Below are 16643 nucleotides of genomic sequence, written 5' to 3'. Positions count from 1 at the left end.
TTCCACAACTTCATGTTGTGTGACGAGCACAAGCTCGCACTCGTCGCCAAGATGTCTGTCGAGGCGCGGAGAGCCGCGCGGTTCAATCCTCTCGATTCATTCCCCGGCATCTGCTATGCAATCGGATTGCCGAATGGGCTCGTAAAGGTCGGCTACTCCAACTCCAATAAGTACCTGAAATCGCGATTGAAGGATCTCAAGACCGAGTACGGGGAGCCCACCTTTACGGCCACCCTCCCCGGGGGCTTCGTAGCCGAGGCGGTCCTTCATGCCGCACTTGCCCAATACCGCCTTCCTGGCCGAGGTGAACTATTCGACTGCCCCGGCCATGTAGTCCTGAAAGAAATTGAAAGGTTGTCCGCCGCATGAGCCACAAAGTAGCCGTCGAATCCGCCAAGCCCAAATGGCGCGATGCCGTGACGATCGGCGATCTGGTCAAGATGGTCAACGCCCTGATGGCGTTGGGCCACGACTACTCCACCCCCGTCACTTACATCTACGACGAGGACCATGTCTGGCTAGAGACGGTTGACGACGACGACTTTGCGCAGTCCCTCGTGTGCGCCGCCGCCGAGTTGGTCCCATTCGACGACCTGTCCGATGTCATCGACGAGGTCCACGACTACGTGCACGAGGAGGACGGCCCGCGGGAGGTCCAAGAACTCGGCCTGAACGAGCGCGACGCCCACTGGGTCGACACCCTGGGCGACGAGTACCACTGGGACGCTGCCAACCGGTGGTGGGTCAGGACCGAACCGGATGGCGACGTATGGGAAGACACCGGCTGCTGGGAAGGCTATGGCCCCTACCGTGAGATTCCGCCCCCAACCCGCGACCAGCTCACGGCTGCTGACCGTGACTACGACTGGGACGACGAGGACGGTGACCGGTGGCACTGGCTCGAAGACGACCGCGGCGCCGGCTATGCGCTCCTTCTGGAGGATGGCAACTACAGCTCCGGGCGCAACAAGGTTGTCTCGGGTTGGTGCGGCCCCTATAAGCGGGTTCCCCGCCAGTCGTGATCAAACAGAAGGTCACCCTCTATTCGACCGACGACACAATCCGCTCCGCCATCCGCAAGGCATTCGAGGGCTACCAGTACCACGTCATCGAGATCACCGATTGCAGTAAGCCGCCGCGGGTCGACATCAACGAATCCCGCCAGTCCGGAGCGGTCGGCCGGCTCAACTTGCCAGACGACGCCGACTACGTGGTGACCAAATCCGCCCTCAACAAGAAGACGGAGAGTTTGGCGGCCACGCTCGCACTCAAACAGGGCCGGAATGACGTTTACCCGGTCGTCTTACCGGAGGCAATGGATTACCTCCGTACCCAACTCGACAGGCGGGGATCACTCGTGCTTGTCGGGTCCGATCAAGCGAAGTAACAGGAGATACACATGCGCAAGTCCAAGCGCGTTCCCGCGCCCGCACCCAAGAGCGTTGAGACGATCACCGCCAAGCTGCACGACACCGTCGCCGAGCTGGAGCGCCACGCAGAGGAGCAGTTGCAGCAGGCCGACCGCAAGCTGGTTCTCGCCACTGCCTACTCGGCTCAGAGCGACGAGCACAAGGCCGAGCACGAACTGGCCACCACCGTCGCCGGCAACATCAAGTCGCTGCTGGGGGTCTGACATGAAGGTTGCTAGTAAGAGGTTCGCCCGCATCGAGTTGGAGCCGGGCGACACGGTTGACGATCTATACGGCGAGCTTGGTGGCCTCAACTGGGATGCCGAGGTGTCCATCGTGAACGGGGCACTGGAGGTCCGCGACCCCGAAGAAGAATGACCGGCGCCGATGGGTGGATCTACTCCAACCACTACCGACCATTCACCCGCAAGTGGTGGCAGGAGTGGTTCCGCATCCCGGTACGGGCACTACGCCACTGGATCGAACGGGCCGCGCGTGGCTATTCGCAATTCGACATGTGGAATGGCGGGGACTATCTCGCCGATGTGATCGCCGGCACCGCCTACTGGCATTTCGTCCACAACCACGGCTGGCCCGTGAGGATGACCCGCGAGGAGTGGCTGGACATTCTGCTGGAGATCCACGACGGATTCTCCACGCGCGACGAGTACGACGACTTGCAGATTCCCGACATTGCGTGGGACTTGCTGCGGGAAAACCTCAACACAATCTGGGACTAGAGAACTTATGACTTACGACCTGTTCGATGACGACTACGAGTACGACGACACCGCCGGTCTGGCCGCGGCGATCCAGGCCACCATCGAATGAGCCCCATCCACAACCCCGACTATGTCGGCGTCGTCTCTGGAGCGCAGTACAAGGTGGAGGACGGCGAGGAGGGGATCGCGGAGTACGCGCTCATGCTCATCACTGATGGCCGCGGGCGGTTGTACGCGATGTCCGAACTCGACTTGCGCTACCTGAAGCGTCAAATTGAAGGATTGATCGACGAGTAATGTTTGACATTTTCGGCCTGGTGAGCGATACCGCAAACGAATGCCTCGCAGGGACTGCGGAGTGGCTATTTCCCATCGGCGACAGAATTCTCGATTCGCGCTCGGATAGGGGCTCCTGCCCGGGCGACCTGGTCTATGTCGGCGCGGGATTAGTCAGGTTGGAGTACCAGCTCTATTCCGTTATGCACCTCGACGATGAGTCCCTGGAGATGCGCCCGCTGACGTTCGCGCGGACCTGGCTCGTCCCGGCCGTCCGATCTGTGGCCGATGGGTTTCGCGAGAGTGTTGGCGACGCAGAACTGATCGTGGCTCGCGCCGGCCGGGTCCTCAAGGGTAGTCCGGTCCTTGGCGGTGGCTACTTGGATGTAAACGGCGTGAAACTGCGCTGGTTGATCGACTATGACGCTTCCGTGCTGAGTCACCGCCTCTTGGTGGATGTGCTCGTTGGTACGGAACAGGAAATACGCGCACGGGAGCACTGATGAAATTCGACCAGCCGGCCAACGTCAACTACGCGGCCACCATCGTCCGTGTTCCCGCCCCGGTGGACCTGCCCGGGCTGGACAACCTTGTCGGCATCCCCATTCTCGGTCACCAGGCCCTCACACAGCGGGGGATTGAGGCCGGGGAACTCCGCGTGCTGTTCACCGCGGAAACGCAACTGAGCGACGACTACGCCCACCAGAACAACCTGTTCCGCCATGCCGACCTGAACAAGGACGAGGGCGAGACGGGTTACCTGGAGGACAACCGCCGCATCAAGGCGCTGAAACTCCGCGGGCACCGCTCCAACGCACTCCTCATGCCGCTGGAGTCCCTGGCCTACACCGGCCTGGACATCGACAAGCTGCGTGCCGAGCTGGCCGACGTAAGCCACCCGGTGGTGCTGTTCGACAAGATCGGCGACCACGAGATCTGCAAGAAGTACGAGCTGCCCCGCAAGGCCGGCCAGCCCGCCAGGTCGAAGGTGGAGCGGGCGTTTAAGCGCGTGGACAAGAAAGTCTTTCCCGAGCACCTCGAAACTGACAGTTACTTCCGTTCCAGGCACGTCTTGCGCGCCGGCCGGGAAGTGGTCATCACGCAGAAGCTCCACGGGACATCCTGGCGTGGCGGGAGGGTTCCGGTCCTTCGCCAGTTGAAGTGGTATGAGAAGCTGCTCAAGCGCCTCGGCGTGAACATCCCCGAGTGGGAGTACGACGTGGTTTTCGGCTCACGAAAGGTTATCAAGGACCCGAACAACCCGAACCAGGAGCATTTCTACAAATTCGACCTCTGGACCGAATACGGCAAGAGGGTTGCCAACCTAATCCCGGAAGGATTCATTGTCTATGGCGAGCTTATCGGCTGGACGCCTGACGGTGCTCCTCTTCAAAGGGGTTACACGTATCACTTGGCTCGGAACGAAGCGGAACTATACGTTTATCGCGTCGCTCACATCAACCGACAGGGTCACCTAAGCGACCTCTCGTGGGATGGCGTTAAGCAGTTTTGCCAGGAGCGCGGGCTGAAGTGGACACCGGAATTGTTCCGTTTCATCCATGACTTCGATCCGGAATACGACACCACCGGTGACACCACGGACGACATTGTCGACTCGTTCATGGACCGGAGTTATGCCGAGTTGTACGGTGAGGTCAATCCTGATGTGCTTCCCCTATCCGACCCCAAGACGGTCGACGAGGGAGTGGTAATTCGTCAGGAGGGCCTGGTTCCGGTCTTGCTAAAGGCCAAGTCACAAGTATTCCTCGAACACGAAACGAAGCTGCTCGACAGGGGCGAGCTGGACATGGAATCGGTCGCGTGACAAGTATCTGTAAAGTGGACTGGTGCGACCGCAAGGTCCGATCGCTCGGCTATTGCAGTGCTCATTACCAGCGGGCGCGCCGCGGAGCTGATATGAACCAGCGACATCGCGTTCCCGACTATCCCGAGCTGTGCACAGCCAAGGGGTGTGACCGCCTGTCCACGGTCAGGGGCTACTGCCGTGGCCACTACGAACGCTTCCGCCAGGGGTGTGATATCGACGGCCCGCTTAGGATCTTTGATCCTGATCGCGGATGCCGGATCGAGGGGTGCGATCGAAAGCATAAGGCGCACGGATATTGCCGATTGCATTGGTCTCGCGCACGCGGAGATACGTCGCTTTCCGTTGACGCGCCCATTCGCAATACGCTGGCCAGTCCTTGCGACTTCACCGCCGCGCACGTCAGGGTTCGGACATTATGGGGACCTGCAAGCCGCTACCGGTGCATTGAGTGCGGGGAAAACGCTAAGGACTGGGCTTATGACGGGACTGATCCGGCCGAGATATTGGGGCCTGGTAAGGGGTCGGGCTCTGGCTCACTAATGCGGTATTCGCTCTATCCCGAGTTCTACATGCCGATGTGTAGGAAGTGTCATGTAACGATGGACCGACGAAAGATGGCGGCGGAGTTGCGCGAGTACCGCCAATGGAAATACGAAACCGGTCTGACCCTCGCAGATGTAACCGCCCTTCAGGAGAGTGCAGCATGAGCGCCACCACGAGCACTCGCTACGACTTCGGCCGCTGCACGGTCGAGCACGTCGATGCAAGGGCGTTTTTCCCCGGCGGTAGTCCATATGTCGAATTGCTCAACTCGGACGTTGTCGTGACCCGTATCCGCCAGGCCGGCCCCGCCGGTGACGAGGCGTTGTTCACGCTTCTCGACGAGGACGCCCGTGAACTCGCGAACAAGATTCTCGAACTGCTAGGAGACCAGTGAACGACAAGCTCGCCGTCAGCCCCGCCCACGAGGCCGCGCTGATCGCCAATCTGGAGGCCGAGGCCGACCTCTACCGGGAGCAGCTCCGCGAGAAGAGGGCTGACGCCGATATCCGGGAGATCTATTTGGCGGAGCGTCGCCGCGCCGAGGATCTGGCCACGACGCAGGACTACCTGCAATTCCATCACCTCTTCTACGGGGAGGTGAGGATCGACAACGTCTACCAGGCCCTGACCACTCTCCAGGCTTGGGACCGCCTGCACCCGTTCTGCCCGATGAACATCACCATCAACTCCCCGGGCGGTTCGACGGTGGAGGGGATGCACTTGTTCGACGAGATCCACAACTACTCGACCCGCGGCGGTGGTAGCCACTTCGTTACCATGACGGTTCGGGGTTACGCCGCCAGCATGGCCGCGATCCTGCTCCAGGCCGCCGATTGGCGCGTGATCGGCCGCCATGCCCATCTTCTCGTGCACGAGCCGGCCTCTGGCGCCCGCGGCAAGGTAGGGGAGATCGAGGACACTCTGGAGTGGATTCAGATGGTCCGCGCCGGCGTGGCCGACATCTTCGTGGCCCGCTCGGGCGGCAGGATCACCGCCGACGAGTTCCGGACGCGCTGGACCCGTAAGGATTGGTGGCTGAGCGCCACGGAGGCGCTGGAGATCGGATTCGTCGATGAGATCGGTTAGGTTGGCGCTCCAGCTCCTTCTGGAGGACGGCTGGAGCCCGCCGTGGATCGTCGACCCCTACGCTGTGGGGTGGTGCATCCACGACTCCCTCACTGAGACCACGCTGGCATGGACCAATCTGGAGGCGTTCGACGGCTATATCGAGGCCCTCAACGTCCTGTCCGACGAGCTGGGTGAGCCCGTCCTGGAATGGGAGCGTGAGCCCAACCGCACCGAGGATGAGGTAATCGAGCTGTTTCAGCGGGTGTTGGCGGCTTGACTTGGCCCTGGCCGCAGGACAGCGCCCAGGACCGCCTACGTCGAATCATTGACTTCTACCGCGAGAACCTGATGCTGTGCGATGCCTCGGTCTGCGGGATTGTCGACGACAACATGCGGGACTGGGGCCAGGGCTGGGTCTGTTCGGAAACGCCGGTTGACGTAAACCGACTGATGTCGGCGAAAGAGATCGCCGAAGAGTTCGGACTCCAGCCCTGGAATGTTCACGACTGGGCACGCCGGCATCCGGATTTGATCCCAAAGCACAAGCAAGACGGCAGGACGCTATTCCGGCTGGGCGATGTCCTGGCCTATCGGGCGGGGAGGTAGGACTGTGTGGCGCTGTAATTTGTATGAGCAGATGGAGCCCTGTTTCCTGCCGGATGACGCCGACCTATCGGAAATCGTGGTGAAAAGGCCACCGATTCGCCAAGTTGAGGTGAGGCAGGTCGAGGTCAAAGTCCCTGGTATGCCCGCCGACTGGCCCACCGATTACGTTTTTGTAATCAGATGGTCCGACAAGGACGGCTGGCACGAGGAGCGGTTCACGGTCACCCGCAAGGCCTGGCAAGGGTTACGCGAGCCAACGCGCGTTGCCGCGGTGCTAACCGACTGGGGGCGCATTGAGGTTCACACCGGCTGGCTATATCGGACGCAGGTGTTCGTGTGGGCGTCCAAAGGGGTGGACACGGAACCGTTTGAGGTTCCATGGTCCCGTTACTGAAAAGGGTCGCGAATGAAGTACCGCGTATGTATCCAGTTCGTCGGTTCAACTGTCGTCGAGGTTGAGGCCGATTCCGAGGACGACGCCATATTCCAGGCATTGGAGGAGGCGCCGCAGAACGACTTTGCCCACGCCGACTATGACGCCGGCGAGTGGTATGTGGACGAGGACACGAGCTACCCGGCGGTGGTGCCGATAGGCGACTCCGAGTGAAACCGTGAGAATGCTCAAGCATGCTTAACTAGAAGGTAGAGACTTGCTACCCAAAATCGAATATGGATGAGCAGTTAGCCGCCATCCCCGGCTATGCCGGCTACCGGGCAACGCCAGACGGCCGGATATGGGACGAGCGCCGGCGCCGGTTCAAGAAACTGCGCCGTGCTGCCAATGGCTCACTCCAGGTCGACATCGGTAAATCCACCTGCATGGTCCACGACCTTGTGGCCCGCGCCTACTACGGCCATCCCATGTGCCGCGGATACCGTGTCAAGTTCCGCGCCGGCAAGGACCCCCACAAAGACAACCTCGTCTGGTCGGGCCGTCCCGTCATCGCGCAGGGGCCAACACTGCCGAGGGATGTTGAGCAAGAGTATGAGCGCGTCAGGCGCGAGCGGGAATCGCTCACCGAACTGATGCAGACCTAAAGACCCGGTTTCCACGTTTCGCCGTTGCGCAGAGAAAACGTGGCGGTTGCCGTGACCGAGAGAGCACCTGATTGTCCTGAAGGGTGTCCAGAACGGACGGCCCCCGCGTGGCTCACGGGGTGAGGCAGGGACAGGCCTCAAACGAGCTGTAAACGTATGCAATGTTCACTATTCGAGGATTTCGGTTCATATAGTGAGGATTGCATCGGTTAGCCCACCGACTGAACGGGCACATTTCCGGCATGGCGGATAAGGCATCGCAAGATGCTGAAAGGCGAGGCTGACAACCTTGCCGCCCGAGAGGGTACCCCATGCAATCCAATCCTTGAGCAGTTCCTTCGGGGGCTGCCAGGGGGCGAGATACGCCAGGGTCCAGGGCTGTGAACCAGTGGGACCACCAACCCGTACGTGCGGGAAGAAACGGCTATCGGTCAAGCTCCTTGTGGTGCGGAGGGGGTCTCAGTCCAAGCCTTGGCGGGCAAGGGCGGGTTCCATGAAAACGCTTAGTAACGGGCGACGGCTCGGGAACGGCTGAGTAGAGTGCGAAACAGGTCGCCAGCCTGAAGCACGAGAGGCGTGAAGCATTCTGTACCTCAAAAGGGTGCGGACCTTCATGGGGAAGCACGTCTCTAGTTAGAACGAAATTGCTTATATTTCACCATTTCCTGTTTTGAGAACAGAAACAAGCCAAAGTTCTTCCCCCGCCGAGGAGCAAAAGCGCCTCTAATCCCTGGCCGTTACGGAACCAGGGCCATCACGAGCCCGCAAGGCGACGGTGGTTCGTAGACAAGTAGTGCAGCGCTGGACCCGCGAATCCAGTGTGAAACAAACGTCGCGGAGTAGCTTTCGGTGTAACGAGTGGTCGGCGTAACCGACCGGGCGTGGTGACTACGTTCAGGAATGACGTGGAAAAGCCGGGAACCAATAATCCGGTAAAGGTCACTGTGGACGGGTGTATTCTCAGCCCGGTTCCAAACTAGGGGATGCGACCAGGTTCGATTGTCTGACGAAAGCCGCACGCGGCACCAGGCAAGACTTCGGGGCAGCACCGAACATCTCCACGGGCGGTTGATTTGGAACGGCTCCGCCTGACAAAACGCCGAACCCCGCGGCTAGTGGTGGGTTATCCCTTTAACTCCGCGGTCCCGGATGAGTGCAGGCGAACAGCCCCAGAGAGGCTGTCGAGTGGCCGCCACCCTGCGTGAGTCACCGGGTTACCAAAAGGCTCCTTCCAACTTCCAGGCTGGGCGCTCCCCGCGGGTCGAAGCGCCCCGGCCGGCCCCTGTTCGCGCGCCACGGGCCGGCCTCAACTTGCAACCCCCGATCCAGGGAGTACCGATGTTCGCCGAAACCTGCCCCGACTGCGGAGCTGGACGCCCATCGTGGATGGGGGGCTCGCACTGGCGCCGGCAGTGGCCCGACAAGACCAGGGACCGTCGCGTATGCATGGCTTCCCGCAAGGACGACACGGCCCTCCCGGAACCTGAGTTTTGGGAGCTGATCTTCGGAGCCCCGCGCCCTTGGCTGGTCTCGTGATCACCGGCAAGCAGGCCTGGGCAATCATGGCCGCGGGCATCATCGCCTACGAGTTCTCGTGCGAAGAGGACCAACTACTTTCCGTCGTTGTCGACGAATGGCTATTGACCCACCCAATCCTGACCCGGGTGGTCATTGCAGGGGTTGCATTGCACCTCCTCAACTCGCTCCCGTGGTGGGCCGATCCGATCGGTAAGCGCCTCTGGAAAGCGATCTTCTCTTAATCCGTCCACAAAGGGGAACTTGTGGCAAACGAAAACCATCATTGGTTTCGGAAGTGGTTGCGGTTCGAGCCGCATGATGTAATTGGCGAGGCAGACGATCCTTACCTGCTGCGCTGGTTCGTGCTCCCGCATAACCGCCTCCTGAAAATTTACCTTCACAAGTTCCTCCGCTCCGACGAGGACCGGGCGTTGCATGACCACCCTTGGTGGTTCTTCAGTTGGATCCTGAAGGGCGAGTATCTGGAGCACGTTCCAGTAGACGACCCGGCCGCCCCTTCTGGCGTGACCGGTCTGCGGTGGCGCAGTCGCTGGTCTATTGCCTATCGGTCCGCCGATTGGACTCACCGGATACAACTCCTGCCCGATGTCGCCGGCCGCGAAAAGCCGGTCTGGACCCTGATCATTACCGGACCCAAGCTCCGCGAGTGGGGCTTCTGGTGCCCGAAGGGCTGGGTCCACTGGCGCTACTTCACCCATCACAACGGCTGCGGGGAATACGCATGAAGAAGGACGAGATTCTGACCACCGCGGCATCGCTCATTTGCGGTGACCGTGAAGAGGCGTACGGCAACATGCGGGACAATTTCACCCGCATCGGAAAGCTGTGGGAGCCGATCTTGGGCACCACGGTCACACCCGAGCAGGTTGCCCTCTGCATGAACCAGGTCAAGGTCGCCCGACTACTCACCTCTCCGGACCATGTGGACAGTTGGGTCGACGGCGCCGGCTACCTCGCCCTTGGCGGGGAGATCGCGACAGAGCCGAAGAAGTTCGACTTCACTAGTGTGAATTTTGACACCGGAAATATCAAGTTCGCCCTTCTCTACGACGCCGGCGAACGCAAGCCGCGCGTTTGGGGGTCGATGCTTGAGGTTCCGACCGATGTCAAGGTAATCGACGCGGACGGTGATACCTGGACGTATGTTGACGGCCACTGGCGGTGGGGCAGCACCCTTGCCGGGGAGTGCCTTACCGAGTACGACGAGTCGGGGCCGTTCACCGAGATCATCCCGGAATAGGGGGACAGCGGTTTGACCGCGAAAATACTCACCGTCGATATCGAGACTCAGCGAGGTATCGCCGGCGTCTTCGACCGCTTCTCCAACTACATTCACGAGGACCGAATCCTGGTCCCGACGCGCATTCTCTGCTTCGCCGCAAAGTGGCGCGGCGAGGATAAGACGATCTTCAAGGCCGCCTGGGACGAAGACGAAAACTACCACGTCATCCCCGAACAGTACGAGGCCATGCTCCAAGTGGCGTTCGATCTGCTCGACGAGGCTGACTTCGTCGTTACGTTCAATGGCGACGTGTTCGATCTGCAATGGTTCCAGGCCGAGTTCCGCCGCCTCTGGGGGCGCCGGCCGGCACCCTACCGCAGCATCGACCTGAAGAAGATCTCCAAGAAGAACTTCTCCCGCGGCCTGATGAGCCAGTCCCTGAACTGGTCGGCCCGGCACGTCTTGCATGACGAGAAGGTCAAGCACGGCGGCACGGATCTCTGGGACGACATCCGTTACGGCAATCGGGCCACCCGCCGCGCCGCACAGCGGACCATGAAGCAGTACAACATCCACGACGTGAAGATCACCGAGGATTTGTTCGAGAACGATCTGCCGTGGATTGGTGAGAACTTCGCCCTGTACGAGGACACCGCCGGCGATGGCGAGATCCGTTGCACGCAGTGCAGCCGTCCCGAGTCGGAGATGCAGCGCAGGGGTTACCAGTACACAACCTCGTACAAGTACCCGCGTTATCTCTGCCCATGCGGCAAGTGGAACAAGGGTAGGCGCATGCTCTACACAACCGAGCTGCGGCCGGTCTGATGCCCGTCGTAACTCGCGCCTGTCAGGAAATGCTCGACGCCATGCCCTGCGGCGATCTTCGGGATTACATCAACCTGGAGCACCACGGCTATGCCTCGATTATCAAGGCTCGCGGTACGTCATTCGTCATCAACAACGTCGAGCTTGAGCAGGAGTACCGCCCCCTCAATGGCAAGTACGACCACCTCCGCTGGGAGAATCGCTTCCCGCGGTGGGAATTGCGCATCACTATGACGGAAGCGCCCACGATGGCAAATCTGTATGGACAACCTAAGCCCGGGAAGCCCAAACGCTCGTGGGCGAGGGACATGGGACTTAGGAAACCGGGGAACAGGTGAAGGAATACAAGGACCGCCAGGACAGGCCACTCCGCGAACAATACGGCCAAGACGTGACAATCGAGCCCCCTCCGATGATTGTGGTTGTCGAGCCGGGGATACCGAGCGGTGGGCAGTCCCTGTGACTGTCGCCGAAGTCAAGAGCGATAGCGACCGCCTGAACGCCCTTATCGAATACGAGCCCTCCGACGACGACGTTTGGACGCCGATCCCGAATCGTGCCGCCCGTCGTCGCTTCATCAGCCAGTGGGGCCAGCATTTGCGCAGCCGCCGGCGTCGCACATTCCGCCGGCCGCGGACGGGTGGATTCTCGCCGACCCGCATGGCACGCGGGAAGTTCGACCGCAAGCCTCTGCCGGTGTTGGCATTCCTCAAGGGGGAGTAGTGGACAAGTTCAATGCGTGGTTCGACGCCCGCCTCGCAAAGTTCGCCCATGTGGTGGCGGATGAGGTTTCCGGCCGTATCGACGAGGCCGCCAGTCACACCATTGACACGCTGAGCAAGGACATCAGTGCGAGCGCCGATGACGTGATCACCACGCTCGGACAGACGGTCACCGGATCGGTTACCTCCATCGTGTCTTCTGTGGTGAGTGGCATCAAGAGCCTGATTCCGTTTCCGTTCGGTAGGTAAATGGCCCTCTGGTTCCCGCTGATGGTGAACTCCACCCAAATCGGCGAGGTGGCTATCGTCCGTCGCGACGAGCCCATGACCGACGCCGGGGAGTACACGTACGACTGGACCATCGGTGAATTTCAGTGCGGTACCACGAAGCGCAGGCCCACCGTCTATTCGGGAGAGCTGACCCACGCCTACGACGATGGCGCGCTCTCGCTGGTGGCCAAAGTTCTGCGCCAGCACTTTGTGCAGTTGATGCTTGCGGAGCCGTTGAACTTGAAAGAGGTCGCTTGCCCGGAAACCTCAGACGCAAGGCCGGCGGAAAGTATAGCGGCGTCAGCGAGAAGGATTACCTCCGCTCGCGCCGAATAGTCATCAACGGTTCTTCGATTTGCGCCCGCTGTGGTCAGGCCATCGACAAGAAGCTCCGCCCGATCTGCCGGCGCGTGGACACCTCCGCATACACCGTCGACACCGCCCACGAGATTCCGACCATTTGCGGACCTGACTGCGACAAGTCGCACGGCCGCAAGCCGAACCCCTGGTCCGCCTCCGCCGACCACAAGATTCCCGTCGACAAGCTCCCGCCCGGGTCGCCTCTTCTAACCGATCCGCGCAACCTGGAAGCCACTCACCTGCGGTGCAACATCAGCCGCGGCGCCGGCAACGACAAGCAGCAACCCCGCACGAGCAAGGACTGGTTCCAATGAGAGATGACCTTACGAAACTTGTCCCAAAGTCGGCGGTGATCCTCAACGTCATCAGGGTTGTCGAATACATGGACGCCGATGGGGTGATCCATAAGGACGACTTCAGCTACGGGGGCGACGGCGAAGATATCGAGATGGGCAAGGCGCTTGAGCTGATCGAGTGGGCTCGCGCTTTCACCTTGTCGCCAACCTATCTGGAAATGTTCCACCAGTTCATGTCCGAAGAAGAGGGCGAAGACGAGGAGGACGATTTCGCATGAACAAGTGTCCGCATTGCAACAAGACGATCGGCTACATGCCGGCCGAAGATGTGTTCGGCAACAAGACGAAACTCCCCGAATGCCCCTACCGGAAGCGCCGCCGATGACCCCCAAGCCGGTTGCGAAAGCCAACCTCATCGACCAACAGATTCTCGGGTCGCTCCTGGCCAACAAGCAGACCGTTCGCACTGAGCGTCGCGGTAAGCGCGCCAAGAACGGCCAGTGGACCGAAAGCGACGTGGACGTTCCCACCTCGACCCTGGCCGGCAACGTGTCCAACTTCAATGTGGAGCGTATCGCCCGGCGAGTGTTGGTGGGATCGTGAGTGACCGCGTGGGGCTGGCCGAATCATCATGGAATTGGTTTTGCGAATCATCGTTGGGCGATTTAGCCGAGTCGGCATGGGATTGGTTCTGCGGTGAATGACCTCGGCCCCGCCCTAATCCCCGGTAGGGATGTGTTCCTTGGACCCCGGTGGGGCCAGGAGGATATCAACCGCGCCGCGGCAGAGGGCCGCCTGGTTGAGCACATGGCAGAGCACGGTTTCTATCTGGAAGGTGATCCGCGTGGACGTTGACGACGCTGACCTTCTCGAATTGATCGACACCAAGCCGATCAACATTTGCAACGACGACAAATGCGAATGGTGGCGATGTGAACACGCCGGCGAGTGCATCATCTGACCTAATCCGAGGCCCCTTGACGATGGGTCCGCGCGATAGTGTCTATCGCTCACTGCTCGGCCTGCCGGTTACGGTCGACGACTACTGCCGGGACGACTCGGTGTGGATTGTCGTCGCAGGCCGTGCAACAGATCCGGAATGGTTCTGTCTGATCGTTGACAACGTTCACGACGCAGCGTGGGCCGAATGAGCCCCTTCTACTGCACCGAGTGCAACTTCCCAATCGCTGACAATGGTGATTGCGGTTGCGGTCGTGGCACCCATTACTTCGAGGATGACGAATGATCGAACTCCTCATGTGGTGGCACCGCAGCGTGTGTCGACACCGCCAACACCTCGACAAGACGATGTGGCTCTATCTGGTTCACTGCTCGTGCGGGCAGGTCTGGCGATTGTGAAGGACTTTGACGTGCAGATTCTCCCGACCGTCCGAACCTGGTACGGCGTGCAATACCCCGACCTGAACCGCGTCGTGCGCGTCGCTTCCGAAGTGCTCGCCCACGAGACCGCAGCCGCCTACCCCGGCGCTATCGCGGTGTCGTGTTGTGTGAGCGACTGGCTACCGATCAAGAAGTTGAAGGGATCAAATGGCTGACACCACCCGCGACATTCACGAGGTTGTCCGCGAGAACTGGACGCTGGCCGATCTGCGCAGCCTGGTTGACGCCGTGCCCGACTGGCCGGCGGACAGCCCCGTCTGCTTGTGGGGTGCCGATAGTGGCTCCTCGCGCGGTGTCATCTCCGTACAGCGCGACGTTTAGCCATGCTTGCGGGGCTGTTGAAACAGTCCCCGGCGGACCATCACCAGCAGGTAGTGCAACATAGTGCCTCCTATCCGAACTTCTTCATTCCGATCAGCAGTATGACGAATAGCGACGCCACCGCGTACGGCCAATAGTCAACCTGCATGATGTAGCCCTACGCTTCGATCGGAAGATGGCTGACGCCGTAACTGCGGACGTAGGGGTTGTCGTCCAGGTCGTCTACAACCTCAAGTCGTTCGCCGTGGCTATTGAACCCCCAATCAATCGCCTTGTCTACGAGTGCCTGCTCTGCCGTTTGGAATGAGCGGTGGGCACTCATGTAGCCAATGCCGTTAATAGCTACGATGTGCGCTACGTAGACACTATCGTTCGACACTACGGACCTCCTGGTGTATCGCTCTCTGCTCGTCACAGGCATGTGTACCCGCTGACAGGGCTAGCACAACCGCTATGCCGGCCAGCACGCCCTTCGCCCCCTGGCCCGCGCTGCCCCTTCTGCGCCGGCCGCTGCGCATCCTCATCACCAATTCCCCGTCGCAATGGCCACAGTGTAGCGTTCTGGCGGCACAACTACCCCGTCCACCATGTATGTGACACCGTTCCATGTAACCTGCACAACCCCCCTCGGGGTGTCCTCCGTCCAGGTAACGTGACTCACTTTCATACCCTCCTTACAGATCCAAGTCCACTATCGGGTCGCCATTCCAGTCGAGCACTTCGGTTGGCGTCTCGTCCGGTTCCGGCTGGTCGTCGTCCACAGGTTCAACCTGCCACCCTTCGGCAACATGGCCAAGGATGATCAGCCCGACCCCGACGAGGCCGACGATAAGCCAGATCATGTGTACGGCTGGCAGGTGAGGTCAATCGGATTGCACGCGATCGGTGACCGCGGCCCGTAGCCCCATCCGCCGTAGGGCGGTACTTCCCATGTTGGCTGTAATTGCCCGGGCCATGTCCCGCACGTGTTGTTCCACGCGCCAGGGTGACAGCTCGGGTCAGCCTTAGCGTCGGGCGCCGACAGGAACACTAGCGCCGCGAGTACGCAGAACATAGCCTTACGGCCTACGGAACGCATACTCATCGCCCCATCCTAATCCGTTCAAGCTCCCGTTTGAACTTCGGCGATGGACCGTATAGCGAGAATCGCGGAGTCTCGACGCCGTACAGCTTGTGATAGAAGAATCCCACGCGCCCTATCCAAATCTCCCCGCGCCGCTTAACGACCGTGATTCGCCCGCTGGGCCACTTTGCGCCATTGACCAATAGTTGTATCCAGATTGGCGAGAACGTCGCCAGGAGGACGATTCCGGTGGTCATGCGTCGTCACCCATCACGTCCACAATGAACGTTGGTGGTTTGTAGCTCTCATTCCGGTCCGCGAGCGGGTCCGGTTCTAGGTAGTAACGGTTTAGCATGCTGACAACATCGGCCGCGTAATCCTCGATTGACGCTTCTTCTCCCAGGTTGGCCGTTGTCTCCTCAAATTCGCCTAGCACGTTGTCTAGCAGTTCGGCCAGCATACCGCTGTACATTGCCGGGTTTCCCATGTTACTTACTCCCTTCCGTGGGTAATCAAACCGTCCCTACGCGACGGTAAACCTAAACTCGTCACCTTCTACCGTCACAACCAACTCCGCTACCGCCCCGCACGCCTTGAAGTAGGCGGACAGCGACGACAGTAGCCAATCGTCCCGGCCCTCCATCAACGAGACGGTTATGCGCCCGCTGCGAGGGCTGAGCCCCAATTGCGCGGCCATCTCTGTCGGGGTGAGGCCGGCGGTAGTGCGGATGGCTTTAAGGTCTACGGTCATGGCTGATCGATCCAAGCGCGCAGCCCGCGGATGCATCCCTGGCACGTAACTTCCCTGCCCGCTACCGCGTCAGGAGTAATCGGCAGCCCGCATACGGTGTAATCGCCATCGCGGTCGCCGTCCTGCTTGTGCGTTCTGCCATGCTTGGCTAGACGTACATTGAAAACGGGCACCTTCACTGTCTGGATTCCGATGGGCACTCGTGCGCCATACTCGCGCACATACTGGCGCGGGGTTAGAGTCTTGTAGATCTTGACCATGCTAGTAAATCCTCTCGTGCTCAATCGTCGTCCATGTCTCGTCACCGCTACGGCGGTAGGCAAGAGCCCTTCGGCCGTATCGATCTTTGGCCGCGCGGATTACATCGCCATCTGGCGCGCCGC

The 16643-nt window shown here is 60.5% G+C and carries 33 protein-coding genes; 29 read left to right on the top strand and 4 right to left on the bottom strand.

Features of this window, described 5'->3' with window-relative positions:
• The first annotated feature begins 12 nt into the window (after nt 1-12).
• The 29 genes from A5747_RS25770 to A5747_RS25085 all read left to right on the top strand — a co-directional run bounded on the left by A5747_RS25770 (nt 13) and on the right by A5747_RS25085 (nt 14446).
• Nucleotides 13-369 carry a GIY-YIG nuclease family protein gene (locus A5747_RS25770; protein ID WP_369805087.1) on the top strand — a complete coding sequence of 119 codons (357 nt, stop codon included), beginning with the start codon at nt 13-15 and terminating at the stop codon, nt 367-369.
• Complete coding sequence (locus A5747_RS12990; protein WP_076124788.1) at nt 366-1022, top strand: hypothetical protein; 657 nt, start codon at nt 366-368, stop codon at nt 1020-1022. Before A5747_RS25770 ends, A5747_RS12990 begins: the two co-directional genes overlap by 4 nt.
• On the top strand, nt 1019-1387 hold the full coding sequence (locus A5747_RS12985) for a hypothetical protein (RefSeq protein ID WP_198938183.1): 369 nt from the start codon (nt 1019-1021) through the stop codon (nt 1385-1387). The genes A5747_RS12990 and A5747_RS12985 overlap by 4 nt, the downstream gene beginning before the upstream one ends.
• 12 nt (nt 1388-1399) lie before the next feature.
• Nucleotides 1400-1633 (top strand): hypothetical protein, encoded by a 234-nt coding sequence (locus tag A5747_RS12980; RefSeq protein WP_076124786.1) that lies wholly within the window; start codon nt 1400-1402, stop codon nt 1631-1633.
• Between the two features lies 1 nt (nt 1634).
• Nucleotides 1635-1787, top strand: a complete 153-nt coding sequence (locus tag A5747_RS25095; protein WP_158070270.1) for a hypothetical protein — start codon at nt 1635-1637, stop codon at nt 1785-1787.
• Nucleotides 1784-2149, top strand: a complete 366-nt coding sequence (locus A5747_RS12975) for a hypothetical protein (RefSeq protein ID WP_076124784.1) — start codon at nt 1784-1786, stop codon at nt 2147-2149. The genes A5747_RS25095 and A5747_RS12975 overlap by 4 nt, the downstream gene beginning before the upstream one ends.
• Nucleotides 2150-2236: 87 nt before the next feature.
• Nucleotides 2237-2428, top strand: a complete 192-nt coding sequence (locus tag A5747_RS12970; protein ID WP_076124782.1) for a hypothetical protein — start codon at nt 2237-2239, stop codon at nt 2426-2428.
• The gene (locus A5747_RS12965) at nt 2428-2910 is read left to right on the top strand and encodes a hypothetical protein (protein WP_076124780.1); all 483 of its coding nucleotides are present in this window, start codon (nt 2428-2430) and stop codon (nt 2908-2910) included. Before A5747_RS12970 ends, A5747_RS12965 begins: the two co-directional genes overlap by 1 nt.
• Nucleotides 2910-4232: an RNA ligase family protein gene (locus A5747_RS12960; protein WP_076124777.1), complete on the top strand. Its 1323-nt coding sequence runs from the start codon at nt 2910-2912 to the stop codon at nt 4230-4232. The genes A5747_RS12965 and A5747_RS12960 overlap by 1 nt, the downstream gene beginning before the upstream one ends.
• 706 nt (nt 4233-4938) lie before the next feature.
• Nucleotides 4939-5172 carry a hypothetical protein gene (locus A5747_RS12955; RefSeq protein ID WP_076124775.1) on the top strand — a complete coding sequence of 78 codons (234 nt, stop codon included), beginning with the start codon at nt 4939-4941 and terminating at the stop codon, nt 5170-5172.
• Entirely contained in the window at nt 5169-5864 is a 696-nt protein-coding gene (locus A5747_RS12950; protein ID WP_076124772.1) for a ClpP family protease, read from the top strand. The genes A5747_RS12955 and A5747_RS12950 overlap by 4 nt, the downstream gene beginning before the upstream one ends.
• Nucleotides 5851-6123, top strand: coding sequence for a hypothetical protein (locus A5747_RS12945; protein WP_142245565.1), 273 nt, complete (start codon nt 5851-5853; stop codon nt 6121-6123). The genes A5747_RS12950 and A5747_RS12945 overlap by 14 nt, the downstream gene beginning before the upstream one ends.
• Entirely contained in the window at nt 6120-6452 is a 333-nt protein-coding gene (locus A5747_RS12940; protein ID WP_083700388.1) for a hypothetical protein, read from the top strand. Before A5747_RS12945 ends, A5747_RS12940 begins: the two co-directional genes overlap by 4 nt.
• Before the next feature lie 31 nt (nt 6453-6483).
• The gene (locus A5747_RS12935; protein WP_142245564.1) at nt 6484-6846 is read left to right on the top strand and encodes a hypothetical protein; all 363 of its coding nucleotides are present in this window, start codon (nt 6484-6486) and stop codon (nt 6844-6846) included.
• Between the two features lie 12 nt (nt 6847-6858).
• Complete coding sequence (locus tag A5747_RS12930) at nt 6859-7059, top strand: hypothetical protein (RefSeq protein ID WP_076124768.1); 201 nt, start codon at nt 6859-6861, stop codon at nt 7057-7059.
• Between the two features lie 62 nt (nt 7060-7121).
• On the top strand, nt 7122-7490 hold the full coding sequence (locus tag A5747_RS12925; protein ID WP_076124766.1) for a hypothetical protein: 369 nt from the start codon (nt 7122-7124) through the stop codon (nt 7488-7490).
• A gap of 1532 nt (nt 7491-9022) precedes the next feature.
• Nucleotides 9023-9250 carry a hypothetical protein gene (locus tag A5747_RS12920; RefSeq protein WP_083700385.1) on the top strand — a complete coding sequence of 76 codons (228 nt, stop codon included), beginning with the start codon at nt 9023-9025 and terminating at the stop codon, nt 9248-9250.
• A 21-nt stretch (nt 9251-9271) separates the two neighbouring features.
• Nucleotides 9272-9754, top strand: a complete 483-nt coding sequence (locus A5747_RS12915) for a hypothetical protein (RefSeq protein WP_076124764.1) — start codon at nt 9272-9274, stop codon at nt 9752-9754.
• On the top strand, nt 9751-10269 hold the full coding sequence (locus tag A5747_RS25275) for a DUF6378 domain-containing protein (protein ID WP_076124762.1): 519 nt from the start codon (nt 9751-9753) through the stop codon (nt 10267-10269). The genes A5747_RS12915 and A5747_RS25275 overlap by 4 nt, the downstream gene beginning before the upstream one ends.
• A gap of 12 nt (nt 10270-10281) precedes the next feature.
• Nucleotides 10282-11076, top strand: coding sequence for a hypothetical protein (locus A5747_RS12905; protein ID WP_076124760.1), 795 nt, complete (start codon nt 10282-10284; stop codon nt 11074-11076).
• A complete protein-coding gene (locus tag A5747_RS12900) occupies nt 11076-11414 on the top strand; it encodes a hypothetical protein (protein WP_142245562.1) in 339 nt (112 codons plus the stop codon). Before A5747_RS12905 ends, A5747_RS12900 begins: the two co-directional genes overlap by 1 nt.
• A 121-nt stretch (nt 11415-11535) precedes the next feature.
• Nucleotides 11536-11799: a hypothetical protein gene (locus A5747_RS12895; RefSeq protein ID WP_076124756.1), complete on the top strand. Its 264-nt coding sequence runs from the start codon at nt 11536-11538 to the stop codon at nt 11797-11799.
• Nucleotides 11799-12047: a hypothetical protein gene (locus tag A5747_RS12890; protein ID WP_076124754.1), complete on the top strand. Its 249-nt coding sequence runs from the start codon at nt 11799-11801 to the stop codon at nt 12045-12047. The genes A5747_RS12895 and A5747_RS12890 overlap by 1 nt, the downstream gene beginning before the upstream one ends.
• Nucleotides 12048-12404 carry a hypothetical protein gene (locus A5747_RS25090; RefSeq protein WP_158070269.1) on the top strand — a complete coding sequence of 119 codons (357 nt, stop codon included), beginning with the start codon at nt 12048-12050 and terminating at the stop codon, nt 12402-12404.
• Between the two features lie 74 nt (nt 12405-12478).
• The gene (locus A5747_RS25270; protein WP_198938182.1) at nt 12479-12742 is read left to right on the top strand and encodes a hypothetical protein; all 264 of its coding nucleotides are present in this window, start codon (nt 12479-12481) and stop codon (nt 12740-12742) included.
• A complete protein-coding gene (locus A5747_RS12880) occupies nt 12739-13002 on the top strand; it encodes a hypothetical protein (protein ID WP_142245561.1) in 264 nt (87 codons plus the stop codon). Before A5747_RS25270 ends, A5747_RS12880 begins: the two co-directional genes overlap by 4 nt.
• Nucleotides 13003-13081: 79 nt before the next feature.
• A complete protein-coding gene (locus A5747_RS12875; RefSeq protein ID WP_233148034.1) occupies nt 13082-13327 on the top strand; it encodes a hypothetical protein in 246 nt (81 codons plus the stop codon).
• Nucleotides 13328-14094: 767 nt separating this feature from the next.
• Nucleotides 14095-14280: a hypothetical protein gene (locus tag A5747_RS12870; protein WP_142245560.1), complete on the top strand. Its 186-nt coding sequence runs from the start codon at nt 14095-14097 to the stop codon at nt 14278-14280.
• On the top strand, nt 14273-14446 hold the full coding sequence (locus A5747_RS25085) for a hypothetical protein (protein WP_158070268.1): 174 nt from the start codon (nt 14273-14275) through the stop codon (nt 14444-14446). Before A5747_RS12870 ends, A5747_RS25085 begins: the two co-directional genes overlap by 8 nt.
• Nucleotides 14447-15120: 674 nt before the next feature.
• Here A5747_RS25085 and A5747_RS25080 read toward each other — a convergent pair.
• The 4 genes from A5747_RS25080 to A5747_RS24840 all read right to left on the bottom strand — a co-directional run bounded on the left by A5747_RS25080 (nt 15121) and on the right by A5747_RS24840 (nt 16520).
• On the bottom strand, nt 15121-15288 hold the full coding sequence (locus A5747_RS25080; RefSeq protein WP_158070267.1) for a hypothetical protein: 168 nt from the start codon (nt 15286-15288) through the stop codon (nt 15121-15123).
• 474 nt (nt 15289-15762) lie between these two features.
• The gene (locus A5747_RS12865; protein WP_076124745.1) at nt 15763-15996 is read right to left on the bottom strand and encodes a hypothetical protein; all 234 of its coding nucleotides are present in this window, start codon (nt 15994-15996) and stop codon (nt 15763-15765) included.
• 36 nt (nt 15997-16032) lie between these two features.
• Nucleotides 16033-16260, bottom strand: coding sequence for a hypothetical protein (locus A5747_RS12860; protein ID WP_076124743.1), 228 nt, complete (start codon nt 16258-16260; stop codon nt 16033-16035).
• Nucleotides 16257-16520, bottom strand: coding sequence for a hypothetical protein (locus A5747_RS24840; RefSeq protein ID WP_142245559.1), 264 nt, complete (start codon nt 16518-16520; stop codon nt 16257-16259). Before A5747_RS24840 ends, A5747_RS12860 begins: the two co-directional genes overlap by 4 nt.
• Nucleotides 16521-16643 lie beyond the last annotated feature (123 nt).

It is taken from the genome of Mycobacterium sp. IS-836 (assembly GCF_001954275.1).
Classification (GTDB): Bacteria; Actinomycetota; Actinomycetes; order Mycobacteriales; family Mycobacteriaceae; genus Mycobacterium.
This window is presented reverse-complemented; position numbering and strand designations above follow the sequence as displayed.

Excerpts from the sequence above, each read along its gene's own strand:
- A5747_RS25770 (WP_369805087.1), top strand. The coding sequence starts at position 13 with ATGTTGTGTGACGAGCACAAGCTCGCACTCGTCGCCAAGATGTCTGTC.
- A5747_RS12990 (WP_076124788.1), top strand. The coding sequence starts at position 366 with ATGAGCCACAAAGTAGCCGTCGAATCCGCCAAGCCCAAATGGCGCGAT.
- A5747_RS12980 (WP_076124786.1), top strand. The coding sequence starts at position 1,400 with ATGCGCAAGTCCAAGCGCGTTCCCGCGCCCGCACCCAAGAGCGTTGAG.
- A5747_RS25095 (WP_158070270.1), top strand. The coding sequence starts at position 1,635 with ATGAAGGTTGCTAGTAAGAGGTTCGCCCGCATCGAGTTGGAGCCGGGC.
- A5747_RS12975 (WP_076124784.1), top strand. The coding sequence starts at position 1,784 with ATGACCGGCGCCGATGGGTGGATCTACTCCAACCACTACCGACCATTC.
- A5747_RS12970 (WP_076124782.1), top strand. The coding sequence starts at position 2,237 with ATGAGCCCCATCCACAACCCCGACTATGTCGGCGTCGTCTCTGGAGCG.
- A5747_RS12965 (WP_076124780.1), top strand. The coding sequence starts at position 2,428 with ATGTTTGACATTTTCGGCCTGGTGAGCGATACCGCAAACGAATGCCTC.
- A5747_RS12960 (WP_076124777.1), top strand. The coding sequence starts at position 2,910 with ATGAAATTCGACCAGCCGGCCAACGTCAACTACGCGGCCACCATCGTC.
- A5747_RS12955 (WP_076124775.1), top strand. The coding sequence starts at position 4,939 with ATGAGCGCCACCACGAGCACTCGCTACGACTTCGGCCGCTGCACGGTC.
- A5747_RS12945 (WP_142245565.1), top strand. The coding sequence starts at position 5,851 with ATGAGATCGGTTAGGTTGGCGCTCCAGCTCCTTCTGGAGGACGGCTGG.
- A5747_RS12935 (WP_142245564.1), top strand. The coding sequence starts at position 6,484 with ATGGAGCCCTGTTTCCTGCCGGATGACGCCGACCTATCGGAAATCGTG.
- A5747_RS12930 (WP_076124768.1), top strand. The coding sequence starts at position 6,859 with ATGAAGTACCGCGTATGTATCCAGTTCGTCGGTTCAACTGTCGTCGAG.
- A5747_RS12925 (WP_076124766.1), top strand. The coding sequence starts at position 7,122 with ATGGATGAGCAGTTAGCCGCCATCCCCGGCTATGCCGGCTACCGGGCA.
- A5747_RS25275 (WP_076124762.1), top strand. The coding sequence starts at position 9,751 with ATGAAGAAGGACGAGATTCTGACCACCGCGGCATCGCTCATTTGCGGT.
- A5747_RS12900 (WP_142245562.1), top strand. The coding sequence starts at position 11,076 with ATGCCCGTCGTAACTCGCGCCTGTCAGGAAATGCTCGACGCCATGCCC.
- A5747_RS25090 (WP_158070269.1), top strand. The coding sequence starts at position 12,048 with ATGGCCCTCTGGTTCCCGCTGATGGTGAACTCCACCCAAATCGGCGAG.
- A5747_RS12880 (WP_142245561.1), top strand. The coding sequence starts at position 12,739 with ATGAGAGATGACCTTACGAAACTTGTCCCAAAGTCGGCGGTGATCCTC.
- A5747_RS12875 (WP_233148034.1), top strand. The coding sequence starts at position 13,082 with ATGCCCCTACCGGAAGCGCCGCCGATGACCCCCAAGCCGGTTGCGAAA.
- A5747_RS25085 (WP_158070268.1), top strand. The coding sequence starts at position 14,273 with ATGGCTGACACCACCCGCGACATTCACGAGGTTGTCCGCGAGAACTGG.
- A5747_RS25080 (WP_158070267.1), bottom strand. The coding sequence starts at position 15,288 with ATGATCTGGCTTATCGTCGGCCTCGTCGGGGTCGGGCTGATCATCCTT.
- A5747_RS12865 (WP_076124745.1), bottom strand. The coding sequence starts at position 15,996 with ATGGGAAACCCGGCAATGTACAGCGGTATGCTGGCCGAACTGCTAGAC.
- A5747_RS12860 (WP_076124743.1), bottom strand. The coding sequence starts at position 16,260 with ATGACCGTAGACCTTAAAGCCATCCGCACTACCGCCGGCCTCACCCCG.
- A5747_RS24840 (WP_142245559.1), bottom strand. The coding sequence starts at position 16,520 with ATGGTCAAGATCTACAAGACTCTAACCCCGCGCCAGTATGTGCGCGAG.